This is a genomic window from Niallia sp. M35, from assembly GCF_050971705.1.
Lineage (GTDB): Bacteria > Bacillota > Bacilli > Bacillales > Cytobacillaceae > Niallia > Niallia circulans_A.
The window spans coordinates 166,011-179,244 of the sequence record NZ_JBPCEP010000006.1 but is presented as its reverse complement, the minus strand read 5'-3'; the positions used below and the strand labels follow the sequence as shown (position 1 = coordinate 179,244).

Sequence of the window (13,234 nt, the reverse complement as noted above, 5' to 3'; positions counted from 1 at the left end):
TCCCCCGTTCTCACAATCAGTCCTTTAGTTTCTCCAATATTTCGATAAATAGTTCATTTTTGGTGGATGCTCTTTTATTCATTTTGACAAGGTGATACATTACAATGATAAAAAAGAAAATCCAAGTAAATAGCTGTACAATGAAAGCAAAGTCAGCATTGACGCTAATTTCTATACGGAATATCCCTGGGTGTTGAATGAAATACAACAGGATGCCAGCGAATAGAGTAGAAAAAATGGCCATAATGGTGGCAGGAAGGGAAACTGAGTTTCTTTGTGCCTTAAAGTAAGCTAGTAAGAGTTCTCTTTTTTCCTTCTCGAGTTTAGTGAATGCCTGTTTGATAAGCTCAAGGTTGTCTAAAAGATTATACTTCGGTTTAATGTCTTTCAAAAGATTTTGTTCCAGTCTTCTGCCGCCGTTTCCTCCATCATCAACCCATTCTAACAAACTTTTATAATGCTTCTTTTTCCAGCTTGTTTCACTATTAGACAGCAGATTCAAGAAGCTATCTAAAAGAAACATAATAAAAACAGAAAGAAGGATGGAGAAAATGCCATTGATGGTGGTTGGATTTAACACTTCCAGTGAACTGCCTATTGCCAGTCCCGCAAATAACACAACAAAAATAAAAGTAGCCCATAATATCCTGTTCATATAATCATCACCAATACATGTATAATTTAAGTAATCTTTAACTTTACTTCCATTATAGCAAGTTCTTGGTGGGAAACATAGAGACGTTCTTCTGCTTCCTCAAAAATAGAAGTGGAGAAATGTCCCATACTTATCATCTATTAAAAGAAGATCCTTACAGTTTCACAAACTGCAAATAAAAAAAGAGAATCCCCACAAAGCAAATTGTGAGAACTCTCTCTTGTACGTTCTATCAAGGGGTTAAAACAGAAAAGTTTTTCCTTCGCCAAAAATGACATCACAAGAAATGTCCTTATACTTCAAAGGAAACAACTTTGCCTTCGTTTACTGCAATTAAGCCGTGGTCTGTTATTTTTAGGGCTGGGCTTACTGGCAGGGACAAGGTGCTTAATGACATGATTACATTATAATGTTCGTAACCTAATGACTTTAAAGCATCTGTTAATTCTTCTACCTGTGATGCTATTACTTCTAAAGGGTCCTCCGATAGAATGCCTCCAACTGGTAGTGGCACCATGGAGAGGATTTTTCCATTATAGACACAGCAGATGCCGCCTTGGTTTTTGATGACTTCATTTGCAGCGAGCTGCATATCTGCTTTGTTTTTTCCGACTACTAATAAGTTGTGATTATCATGGGAGTAGGTGGTGGCAACAGCACCCTTTTTTAAAATATCTCCGCCAATTAAGCCATGTGCTTGATTGTTATTTTTCCCATAGCGTTCAAATGTTTTCACTAAACAATAAGCGCTATTCATCCATTGTAGTTTGCCTTCTTCCACTGCAAGTGTATCTTGTCTTTCTTCTGTAAAAGTAGAGCCATTTTGTACATGAATCGTACGGACAGTCACCCTTTTTTTCTTTGTTTCGATAGGTACTTCAAAATCCTCTGCTTTTAAGGGAGCAAGCTTTACACTTTCATAGAAAGAGGCAGGGAATTGTTTGGAGACCGCTCTTTGCACATAAGGGAGGTCTCGGTCAAAAACTTTTTGGCCGATTTTATATACAGCATCAATGGAAAAGTCTGCGACATTACTCACCATTACAAAATCAGCTATTTTACTTGGGGCGATAACGCCTCTATCATACATTCTCATCCGCTGTGCAGGAGTATAGGTGCAAGCATAAATGGCGTCCTCCATGGACATTCCCATAGCAATAGCTTTCTTTAGCAAGACATTTAAGTGGCCTCTTCTTTGAAAAGAATCTGCCATTACATCATCTGTCACAAAACAAAAATGTTCTTTAACTGGATTTGCACTAAGATAGTCGATCACTTCTTTTGTCATCGATTTTTCTTGAATTTCTAAAAACATGCCAATTGCAATTCTTTCCATCATTCCTTCCACTGTCTGGTGGGTATGATCGGAGCCGACGCCAGCAAAAGCAATTCCTTGTAACTCATCATCTAATAGCTTAGGAACATGGCCTTCAATTATTAGTTCAGGATAGTTGCTGCGAACAAAGTCGAGAATTTGATTGGTTTTGCAATCTGGCTTTGTGAGAACATCATAGTAATTCATGATTTCGCCTAGGCATTTGATGGACTCTGTCTGCAGCAATTCTTCGATATCCTCTATTTCAATTGCGCCGCCGGTTGTTTCCATTGCAGTAGCGGGAACAGAGCTCGGAATGCCATAAAACATATCGACCACTTCATTTTTGCTTGCCTTAATCATTTCTTTTACCCCAGCAATTCCAAAAACATTGGCCATTTCATGGGGTTCTGGAACGATAGTTGTTACTCCATTCTTTATTAATCCATAGGAAAAGGTTGCAGGTGTAACCATCGTACTTTCAATATGCAAGTGAATATCAATTAAGCCTGGAATGATATAATTTCCATCAGCGTCAACCGTCTCTTTTGCTTGGAAAAATTCTCTTCCCTTTTTTCCGATATAAAAGAACTTTCCATCTTTAATCGCGATATTTTCTTTTCTAAATTGTTTAAAATAACTATTAAACACAATTCCGTTCAAAACGAGTGTATCTACTTGCACGAAAAACCCTCCTCTATTCCACTAGTACCATTTGATTCTGTGGAATAATTACCGTTACTTCTTGTCCGTTTTTAAATGGCTGAACCATTTCTTTATTAATCGTGAAATCACCGAGGGCTGTTTCTACCACATATTGATAGCTTCTGCCAAGGAATGTCGTAATTTTAATGATTCCCTTCATTCCATTCGTTGGGATAGCATCTATGCTTGGCTCCATCATAAAATCATCGGGACGAATGGCGCCAACTTTTTTATTGCGATTTTCCATATGTGCATGTCGATCAACCTTGAAGATCAATCCAGCCTTTTCAAGTTCGATATGATCCTTGTGATCTGTCCGTTTATCAAAAGAAATGAAGTTTTTAAAGCCGATAAAGTCAGCAACGAACTTTGTTTCGGGATATTGATAAATGGTCGCTGGGTCGCTCAACTGTTCAATGACTCCTTTATTCATAATGGCAACTTGATCTGAAATCGAGAAGCATTCTTCTTGGTCATGGGAGACGTAAACAGTAGTGATTCCTAGTTCTTGCTGAATTCTGCGAATCTCTACTCTCATATTGACCCTAAGGTTTGCATCAAGGTTACTTAGTGGTTCATCAAATAATAGAATATCAGGTTCGATTACTAAAGCTCTTGCGATTGCCACACGTTGTCTTTGACCACCAGATAGCTCGCTGGGAAATCGTTGTTCAAATCCCCTTAAGTTAACGATCTCCAGCATATTTAAAACGCGTTTCTCGATTTCCTTTTTGTTGATTTTTCGTAATCGCAAGCCAAATGCAATATTGTCAAAAATAGATAGGTGAGGAAAGAGCGCATAGTTTTGAAAAACAAAGCCGAAATTTCGTTTGTTCACAGGAACCTTTGTATAATCTTTACCTTCAAAAATAAATTTTCCTTTACTTGCTTCTAAAAATCCTGCAATTAAGCGCAATGTCGTTGTTTTTCCACAGCCGCTTGGACCTAACAGGGAAACAAGCTGTCCTTTTTCAATACTTAAATTAAAATCTTCTAATATATTTTTCTTTTCATATGCTACGGATACATTTTCTAAAGTAAATAAAGCCATTTTTATCCTCCATTATCTTTTCGTGAAATAAGACAATCCCATTAATCTTTCCACTACAAACATAAAGATAGCAGTTAAGAACATTAATAGAACAGAGATGGCTGCAACAGTAGGATCAAAATAATTCTCTACATAAAGCAGCATTTGAATAGGGAACGTACTGACACCGGGTCCAGTCATATAAACCGAAATATCCACATTGTTGAAGGACTCTAAAAAAGCAATCATGACAGCGGCGATAATGCCAGATTTAATGTTTGGCAATACAACACGAAAGAATGTACCAATTCGATTCGCACCAAGACTAAGTGCCGCTTCTTCTATGGAAAAATCAAAGTTTGCCAGACTAGAAGAAATGACGCGAATAATAAATGGCAGCATGATGACTGTATGACCGATAAATAAGGATAAATAAATAGGAAGGTTATAGGTCACAACAATATAGCGCAAAAACGAGAAACCTAGAACGATTCCTGGAATAAGAATCGGAGAAACGAAGATAGCATTAATGATCCCTTTGCCAGCAAAGTTAAAGCGGCTAAGCGCATAGGCTGCTGGTACACCAAGTAGTAATGCTAAAATGTTTCCTGCTATGGATACAATAATGGATGTTTTAAAGGTGCTTAAAAACATTTCCACTTTAAAAATATTCTCATACCATCTAAGGGAAAACTCTTCTGGAGGGAATTTCAGAATACTTCCACTCTCAAAAGAGGTAATCGATATTATTACAAGCGGCCCAAGTAAAAAAATAAAAACAAGGATCGTAAACAGGGCCAATCCTCTATGTTTTTCCTGCATACACGTTTACCCCTTTGGATTTAGTTTTTTCGCAACACCATTCATGATCGAAATAATGATAAAGGTACAAATAATCATTATAGTTGCCACAATAGAGGCAAGTTTCCAGTCATTTAAGGTAATTGCATTTTGATAAAGAAAAGTGGAAATAACCCGTTGTTTTCCACCGAGCAAAGCAGGTGTAGTATATGCGGTAAAGCTGCCCACAAATACTAAAATACTTCCAATCACAAGGCCGGGAACACATAATGGCACAATGATTTTCATAAAGGATGCCATTTTGGAAGCACCAAGACTTTCTGCTGCGCGCAGTAAATCATTGTCGATATTCTCCATTACACCAACAAGCGTTACGATAATTAATGGAAGAAAAAGGTGAACTAAACCGATAATAATTGCATTAGGCGTATATAAAATATTTAAAGGTTCTTGAATAAGCCCTAGACTCAATAACGTTTTATTTAACACACCATTTTTCCCAATAATAATCATCCAGCTAAAGGAACGAACAACGGGACTTGTCAGCAATGGAAAAATCGTGAATAACAGGAGAACCGCTTTTCTTTTGCTAGGAAGCTTCGCGATATAATAGGAAACGGGAAATCCAATTAAAATACAGATAAAAGTTGTGAGTAAACTAACGCGTAAAGTAGTAAGAAGGATATCGATAAAGTATTTATCTTTAAAAAAGTCGATATATCCTTGCAAACTAAAGGATCCTCCGTCATTAAAGGTTGTCCCCATCATTGAAAGAATGGGTATTACTAAAAATATTGTTAAAAATAATACTCCTGGCAGTAAAAGTAAATATAAATATCGTTTCTTCAAGACGTCACTCCCTTTCCTCAAAGTGACCATTCAAAATGTCAATAAACATCTGGAAGAAGGCATCAGCATCTACTTGTAAGGAAATATGTAAATTTGCTTCTCTTTGTAGACGATTTTGAAAATCACAGACGAGCTGACCATCACATAATTCACTTCTTGTTTCAACATCGACAAAATACTTTTCTGTTTGTACTAGGCCTTTATTGAGGGCAATTCCTACAGCGAGCGGGTCATGCATAGCGCAAGCATGGACTCCGTACCGGTTAAAATATTTTTGTTGATAGTCATTTGTACTTTGAGCAATATAATCTTGTAAAGATTTATCCGTTATTAAATGAAGATGATCTTTCGTTAATAATGCTTTTCTTGTTACATCTAATCCGACTTGCGTGATAGCAGGAAAGCCTGCATGTAAGACGATTTTTACTGCTTCGGGATCGACATAGCTGTTAAATTCAGCAGTTGGCGTTACATTACCTGGACCTTTTACAACCCCACCCATAAAAATAACTTCTTTCACATGATTCGTAATTTGCGGACATTTTTTCACGGCTAAGGCTAAATTGGTTAAGGGGCCAGTAAACACTAATGTTACTTCGCCCGAAAAGCTTAAAATGGAATTGATTAAAAAGTCGGGAGCGAAGCCATCACTCACTGGATGAGTGACAGCTGTCTCCTTTAGTGCTCCGCCTAAACCATCTTCTCCATGTATGCGATGTTCGAAGAATGGTGCCCGTACGAGGGGGGTGGCAGCTCCTTTTATTACTGGAATATGATCTGCTTTTACTAAATCTAGTATTTTGCATGTGTTTGTTGTTGCTTGGTCCAGGGAGACATTGCCATTAACAGTTGTAATCCCTAGAATATCAAATGCTTTGCTTTTCACGGCTAGTAGAATACCAATTGCATCATCAATGCCAGTGTCTACATCTAATATCAGCTTCTCTTTCATGATGACCCTCTTTTCTATTATTGAACTAGCTCGCGGTTCCAGCGATCAATCCAGCCCTTTAAGTTATCGTTGATAAATTTCATATCTAATGTGTGCAAGCTAGTGATTACCTTTTCGCCATATGTTAACCCTTGTGCTTCTTCTTCTGTTAATTTGACTTGCGTATTAACTGGTGAATCTACTTTATTTTTAGCTGATTTTTCTTGTGCTTCTTTTCCTAAAATATAGTTGATGAATTTTTCTGATAGTTCTTTTTGGTCTGAACCTTTTACGATGTTTACTGTATTCATAACGGCATATCCACCTTCAGCAGGTGTAATAAATTCAGCATTAGGAACTGCTTCTTTTAAATCAGCAAAGTACATTTCCATGATTGGCCCAGCGGCAATTTCTCCTTGAGCAAACATATTTACATATTCAGAAGTTTGACCATATTCTTTTACAACGCTTGGCATTAAGGATTTTAATTGTTTAAAGGCTTTATCTTCGCTAAAAGTTTGTTCACCGCTAACTAAAGAAGCCACGTCTACCATCATTGGGCCTGTTGTAGAGGTAATGCTCGGGATTGTAATTTTTCCCTTTAAATCTGCACTCCATAGGTCTTTCCAAGAAGTAACAGGTTTTGCTACTTCATCTGGATTATAAGCAATTCCAAATTGCGCTATAGTGTAGGCAGGTCCATACTCTTCACCAAGTGGAGCTTTTGCCGTTTCATAAATATTGTCTAGATTAGTCAGCTTGCTGCGATCAATCGTTTCGAAAACTTTATCTTCAATTCCTTGCTGGGCGTAATAGTCGGATAAAAAGATGACGTCAACATCTGAATTTCCTTGTCTCACTTTGTTTAAGCGGTCTGCGTTATTACCTGTATCTAAAACGATTTCTACATTGTTCTCTTTTTCGAATGGGGCATAAATTTCACTGCGGAAGAAATCTTCATTAAAACCCCAAGTGGAAACAACTAGCTTTTCTTTTTTTTCTTTACTGTTTGATGTGTCATCGGAACTGCATGCTGCTAATAATAAAAAGGATGATGCGGCTACTGCACTAACTAATTTTTTCATTTTCATTTTAGAACCCTCCGAATGATTTAGTTTTTTAGGCTTTAGGAAACGATCTTTCTCGTAAGCTATAAATAATAAAAAAAGACAAGCTTAAATAGAATTATCCTTCTACTTAAGATTGTCTTTTCTTTGTAAACAAAGATTAAACTTATCTTTTGTATATAGTGGCGTTCTGCTTAGATAAATCCAAGAAGAAATCCAAGATTAATGTTTAGTTAATACAATGTTTGTAAAAGCAAGCTGTGTGAAAGAATCATAATCCCTAAGAATCGCTTCAATATTCCAATTTGTCGTTTCTTCTAGTTGTTCTTTTAGCTTTTTCTTAAAAAGTAAGGACAGATGAAAGTCAACCTCTTGTTTAAGGCTCGGTACTTCTCCTTCGAGAGCAGCAGATCGAGGGGCACGTGGATGCTTCGCTTGAAGTGTAATCACATTCTGATCAATCGTTACCTTCAATAATGTCGTTCCAGCACCAAACAAATCTTTTGAAATCTTATTGTATACCTGAGATAGAAATCTTTTCATTTCATTTGCATCGATGATAAATCACCTGCCAAACTTATTGATATTGGTTATTATACATATCATTTTTAAATAATTCAATAGAATGTGCGGATTTTGGCGAAAAAAATATAAATTTGTCGTTTGTAGAGGAAATAATATGGTAAAAAACGAACTATGGAGAGGTTTATGAAATGTGTTCTTCAGTTTCTCTATAGAGCATCATAGCAGGAACCGCTTAAAGGAAGATTGATTTTAATATTGATAAAATTTTATATATTCCTAACTTTAGTATATTCTCTTTTATTTTTCTAGTAGGAGGGAAGATTTTTTGACATTATTTTAGTGTAAGCGAGCGAGTAGTCATGATAGATTGTAATGTTGCATGAAGAAAATTCTTCTTTTTATAAGGGTGATAAAGAAACTGTTTATATATTTTTAACTTAGTTTTTGTGCAAATGAACAAGGAAATTTGGTTGGTTTATCAATTGTTAAAGGGCTTACAATACAATAAAATGAAACCGTATTCAAACGGTTCTATTTGCAATTGGTTTATAAGGGGTATACACCAATTTTAGTAATATTACCAAACAAGGGCAGAACAAAGGATGATTTTTGGAGAGATTCGAATGTAATAGACCGTTATTGTCAAGATTAATAGATTAGGAGGATTATTTATGGCAGCTGGGTTAGAAATTAGTTGGATTGGAGCTTTATGTGGTTTGGCGCTGGCAATCATTTTAATTTTGTTTAAGTTAGCCCCAACTTATTCCCTTATTTTGGGGGCGATTGTTGGAGCATTTATTGGTGGTGCTAATTTTTCAGAGACAATTACGATTTTAGTGTCAGGGACACAAAGTGTTCAAGGAACAGTTATCCGTATTATTGCTGCAGGGGTTTTTGCTGGTGTCATGATGGAATCTGGGGCAGCAGAAACAATTGCCAAGTTTATTGTTGATAAACTCGGTGGGACAAAGGCGATGTTATCTTTAGCATTATCAACGATGATTATTACAGCAGTAGGAGTATTCATTCCCGTAGCGGTATTAATTGTTGCACCAATTGCTCTGTCTGTGGCAAACAAAATGGGTTATTCTAAGATTGCCGTCTTAGTCGCTTTATCCGGAGGAGGAAAAGCAGGAAATATTATATCTCCAAATCCTAATACAATTGCTGCTGCAGGCGGATTTGAGCTTCATGTTAATCAGGTAATGATAGGGGGACTAATTCCAGCTATTTTTGGTGTAATTGTCACAGTAGTCCTTGCATCGCTAATTAAGTATAAAGGAACGAAAGTGACAGATAAGGAGGCAGAAGAACTTGAAAATGCAAACACCTCCAATCTGCCGTCTTTATCTAAAGCTTTAATAACACCAATTATTGCTATTGTTCTATTGATGATTAGTCCAATAGGAGCATTGCTTGGAATAGATGTACTTACAAAATTGAACATTGACTCCTTGTTTATTTTGCCTTTTGCGGCAGTTGTCGGTACGCTGGCGTTAGGGAAAAAAGAAAAGCTGCTGGATTATTGTACAGCTGGCTTAAATAGAATGACACCAACCATTTTAATTATTATTGGTGCAGGTGCTATTGGTGGATTGATTACTGCTTCAGACTTGCCTTCACAAGTAGTTGCCTTAGTAGAATCATCTGGCATTTCTGGCACATTCCTTGCTCCAATTGCAGGAACTTTAATGGCAGCCGCTACAGCATCTACTTCAACAGGGGTTATTTTGGCAACTGGTTCATTCTCAGAAGCAATCTTGAATACTGGCGTAGCACCTATAGCTGCAGCAGTGATGACACATACTGGCGCTACGGTGATTGACCACTTACCACATGGAACTTATTTTCATGTTACTCGCAACGCTATGAATATGAGTATGGCAGACAGAATGAAAGTGGCAGGTTATGAAAGTATTGTTGGCTTAACCATGACTATTGTAGCAATTATCCTATACGGATTTATTTTATAAAAAGAGGTGGAAGCAATGGGGAAAACATTTTTATTAGCTCCTGATTCATTTAAAGAAAGTATGACAGCAAAAGAAGTATGTGTTGCTATGGAAGCAGGGATAAAAAGAGCAATCCCTGATGCAGAATGTATCCATGTTCCAATGGCAGATGGCGGAGAGGGGACGGTTCAATCACTAGTAGACGCTACAGGCGGTACACTAGTTATAAAGGAAGTTACAGGACCCCTTCATACACCAGTTTTAGCACAGTATGGTATTTTAGGAGACGGTAAGACTGCTGTCATTGAAATGGCATCTGCAAGCGGAATCCATCATGTTAACAAAGAAACAAAAAATCCCCTTATTACCACAACTTTTGGAACAGGGGAATTAATAAGGGAATGTATAGAGCAAGGCATTACAGATATTATATTGGGGATTGGCGGGAGCGCAACAAATGATGGCGGAACGGGTATGGCCGCTGCGCTTGGCTATAAATTTTTAGATAAAGATGGAAATGAATTGTTGTTTGGCGGCGGTTATTTAAATGAACTTAATACAATTGATTGTTCTCATGTTAACCCACAGTTGAAAAATGTGCATATATTGGTGGCATCGGATGTCACAAACCCATTGTGTGGAGAAAATGGAGCATCGGTTGTCTTTGGTCCCCAAAAGGGTGCTACTCCAGAGATGGTCCAAATTTTAGATAGAAACCTACGTCACTACGCTAACAAGGTGAAAGAGTATCTTAGAATCGATATAGTAGATACACCTGGTGCAGGCGCTGCAGGTGGCCTTGGGGCAGGTTTACTTGCTTTCACTCATTCAACGATGAAGAAAGGAATAGATATCGTAATTGAATATACCAATTTAAAGGAAAAGTTAAAAGCAGTAGATTATTGTTTTACAGGAGAAGGCGGCATTGATTTTCAAACAAAGTTTGGCAAAGCCCCATATGGAGTTTCACAAGCGGCTAAAAGTGTGAACCGTGACATTAAAGTAATCGCACTGGCAGGGTGTATTGGTCAGGATGTGGAAGTTTTGTACGAAGAAGGTTTCGATGCTATTTTTGGGATTGTCCCTGGAGCAGATTCGATTGACACTTTGCTGGCTCAAGGAAAAGAAAATGTTGCAAGAACGGCAGAAAGTATTGCGAGACTATTAAAATAGCATTGCTGATGTCATGTTTTTTGTGGAAGCTGTTCCTTTGACTTAGGAGCAGCTTCTTCATTTGATACGACTAATTAACATAAAGATTAGTTCTAAAAGATCCAATATATTTTTAGGATCTTTCCCTGTAATTTTATAAATTCGATTTAATCGATAATTTAATGTATTTCTATGCACAATCAGCTGGCTGGCTGTTTCATTCATATTCATATTACAGTTAAGGTAAGCTTGGAGTGTCTTGATAAGTTCATCATTTGTTTCCAACAAGTCTGATTGAAGCGCTGTTTTTTTTATTTTTTGCAAAGAATATGATAAGTCAGCAATAAACTCACAATCAGCATAAAAAATGATTTTCTGATGAAGAAACAATCCTTTTAATACTTTTAATGCCAATTTTGTCTGAAGAAAACCTTCAGCAATTTTATCATTTATTTTGCTGACGGAAACAAAGATATCTTGATATTTAGCTAGATTATCTCGCAGCTCTTCCATGTTGTTTGGCTCTTGAACAACCACACATAGTGTATTTTGATAGGGCTGAAAGAAAGGGAAATCTTTTACTATAGTCTCATCAACGTTTTTCTGAAATTCTATATAGACTAGTTGGCTTGGTTTATTTAACTGAACATTATAGGATGATGCTTGGTCTATTAAATCTTTTGTATAAATAGTATTTGGATCTATTAATAAGTTGAAAAATTCCTGTTTTACATTCTTTCTCCTATTTTCTTTTTCCGAAGCAATACTCTGTTCGATTAATAGCAGAACGGTTGATTTAACTAGTTTTCCGAAAGGACTGGTTTCCTTTATCTCGCCGCTAATACCAACTACTCCTAATATAGACTCATTCCATTCAATAGGCAGATTAATTCCTTTCTTGACGAATTCTTCATCCTTTGCAATAGGAACGATTCTTTTTTGTTTGATGGCAGCAACTGCACCATGGTGGAGCGTGCCGATTCTTTCTTTATTGCCACTGCCAATGATAATGCCGGTTTTATCCATAATATTAATATTATATGGAATATCCTTCATCATTTTATTTACAATTTTTTGTGCCTGTTTGGGTGTTAATTCATACATTTTAATGGGCTCACCACCTTTTAATAAAGAAAGAAAAATACTTGCTATTGTATAGGTACATATGAGAATTAGACGTTTGAGCCTTTATATTGTAAAGGAACGGTCGAAAGCACTTCATTTAATGGAAATTAAAAGTAGAGAGAGAACAGCAAAGCAATTTAGTACTCTAAGTGATAATCATGATTTTCTATGCGGAATAAAATTTCCAGCCCTTTAAAGCTACTTGACGGATAAATCTTGGTTACCTCAATAGGAAGTTCGTTAATCACAAGCATAGTTAGATTCAATCCTTAATATTTATTGTATAGTCTTATTAATAAAATAAACTATACCATTAAATGATAGCGCGTTCAAATAAGAAAATCTCCTCTTTCCTTAAAAGATTGTTGGTAGCACATACTAAAAAAGGAAAGCGGAAAAAAACCGTCCCTCTGAGTTATAATCATGCTGTTGATACCCAGCCTAGCTTGCCATCTTTTTTATCAAGGAGTATCCTCCCACAGCTATCATCAACGATGAAAACTAAGTCTCACGCTTGTACGGTTAAGATTTTTAAGAAAGGTAATATTAACTTCGAAAACTGGTAGTATATTTTAATCAATAGTTTCTCTTAACCTCAAGTAAACGGCTTTTATCCAAAAATACAAGTCAGCCAATATCGTGGCGATAAAGAATTTTATTCTTCCTTAATTAAATCCGTAATCTTGTCCTTCAAATTTCCGCTACTTGTAAAAATAATATAATGATCTGTTTTGGTATGTATAAGGACCCTGTCAGTGTTTCCATAAGGGAAACCAATTCTTATTCCGGTTATTTCTTTCCCAGCATAGGTTTCATCATTTGCTACTGCTGTTATATCTGATAAAGGGATTTCAATGGTGCATAGCTGCCATTTTATTTGTAACTTGTTATCATTTTTTGTTACTTTGACTTCCAACATTGCCCAATCACTCCTTTTAATATTTTACGAAGATGATGGACAAAAGTTTCATGTGATAAAGTAACTCTTTAAAAGAGTATGAACATACTGACGGGTCTTAACACAAAGTTTTATTGGCTTTATAACTTGGTGGGAACATGAAAGAGAAACGGAAATGGTGGAATAGAAATCAAAATTCAATGGTACTACAGTGTTTCTACTTAGAAGA

General features: G+C 36.5%; 12 protein-coding genes. 2 read left to right on the top strand and 10 right to left on the bottom strand.

Annotation, left to right across the window (positions count from 1 at the left end; all coding sequences use genetic code 11):
• Positions 1 to 16: 16 nt before the first annotated feature.
• The 8 genes from NiCM35_RS09905 to NiCM35_RS09870 form a co-directional block, all read right to left on the bottom strand.
• Positions 17 to 655, bottom strand: coding sequence for a hypothetical protein (locus tag NiCM35_RS09905; protein ID WP_433779346.1), 639 nt, complete (start codon positions 653 to 655; stop codon positions 17 to 19).
• Between the two features lie 292 nt (positions 656 to 947).
• The gene (locus NiCM35_RS09900; protein WP_433779344.1) at positions 948 to 2,654 is read right to left on the bottom strand and encodes an adenine deaminase C-terminal domain-containing protein; all 1,707 of its coding nucleotides are present in this window, start codon (positions 2,652 to 2,654) and stop codon (positions 948 to 950) included.
• 13 nt (positions 2,655 to 2,667) lie between these two features.
• On the bottom strand, positions 2,668 to 3,726 hold the full coding sequence (locus tag NiCM35_RS09895; RefSeq protein WP_095329803.1) for an ABC transporter ATP-binding protein: 1,059 nt from the start codon (positions 3,724 to 3,726) through the stop codon (positions 2,668 to 2,670).
• 12 nt (positions 3,727 to 3,738) lie between these two features.
• Positions 3,739 to 4,527, bottom strand: coding sequence for an ABC transporter permease (locus NiCM35_RS09890; RefSeq protein WP_047944426.1), 789 nt, complete (start codon positions 4,525 to 4,527; stop codon positions 3,739 to 3,741).
• Between the two features lie 6 nt (positions 4,528 to 4,533).
• Positions 4,534 to 5,355, bottom strand: a complete 822-nt coding sequence (locus tag NiCM35_RS09885; protein ID WP_095329804.1) for an ABC transporter permease — start codon at positions 5,353 to 5,355, stop codon at positions 4,534 to 4,536.
• A 4-nt stretch (positions 5,356 to 5,359) separates the two neighbouring features.
• A complete protein-coding gene (locus NiCM35_RS09880; RefSeq protein ID WP_095329805.1) occupies positions 5,360 to 6,307 on the bottom strand; it encodes a nucleoside hydrolase in 948 nt (315 codons plus the stop codon).
• A 17-nt stretch (positions 6,308 to 6,324) separates the two neighbouring features.
• Positions 6,325 to 7,371: an ABC transporter substrate-binding protein gene (locus NiCM35_RS09875; RefSeq protein WP_095329815.1), complete on the bottom strand. Its 1,047-nt coding sequence runs from the start codon at positions 7,369 to 7,371 to the stop codon at positions 6,325 to 6,327.
• A 204-nt stretch (positions 7,372 to 7,575) separates the two neighbouring features.
• The gene (locus NiCM35_RS09870) at positions 7,576 to 7,896 is read right to left on the bottom strand and encodes a Na-translocating system protein MpsC family protein (protein ID WP_047944423.1); all 321 of its coding nucleotides are present in this window, start codon (positions 7,894 to 7,896) and stop codon (positions 7,576 to 7,578) included.
• Positions 7,897 to 8,549: 653 nt separating this feature from the next.
• On the opposite strand from NiCM35_RS09870, the gene NiCM35_RS09865 reads away from it, so the two are divergent.
• Both NiCM35_RS09865 and NiCM35_RS09860 read left to right on the top strand, forming a co-directional pair.
• Positions 8,550 to 9,851, top strand: coding sequence for a GntP family permease (locus tag NiCM35_RS09865; RefSeq protein WP_433779340.1), 1,302 nt, complete (start codon positions 8,550 to 8,552; stop codon positions 9,849 to 9,851).
• A 15-nt stretch (positions 9,852 to 9,866) separates the two neighbouring features.
• Entirely contained in the window at positions 9,867 to 11,003 is a 1,137-nt protein-coding gene (locus tag NiCM35_RS09860; RefSeq protein ID WP_123258317.1) for a glycerate kinase family protein, read from the top strand.
• Between the two features lie 57 nt (positions 11,004 to 11,060).
• Here the strand turns inward: NiCM35_RS09860 and NiCM35_RS09855 are convergent, their stop codons facing one another.
• Entirely contained in the window at positions 11,061 to 12,086 is a 1,026-nt protein-coding gene (locus tag NiCM35_RS09855; protein WP_433779339.1) for a CdaR family transcriptional regulator, read from the bottom strand.
• Positions 12,087 to 12,762: 676 nt separating this feature from the next.
• A complete protein-coding gene (locus tag NiCM35_RS09850; RefSeq protein WP_095329809.1) occupies positions 12,763 to 13,026 on the bottom strand; it encodes a SunI/YnzG family protein in 264 nt (87 codons plus the stop codon).
• Positions 13,027 to 13,234: the final 208 nt, after the last annotated feature.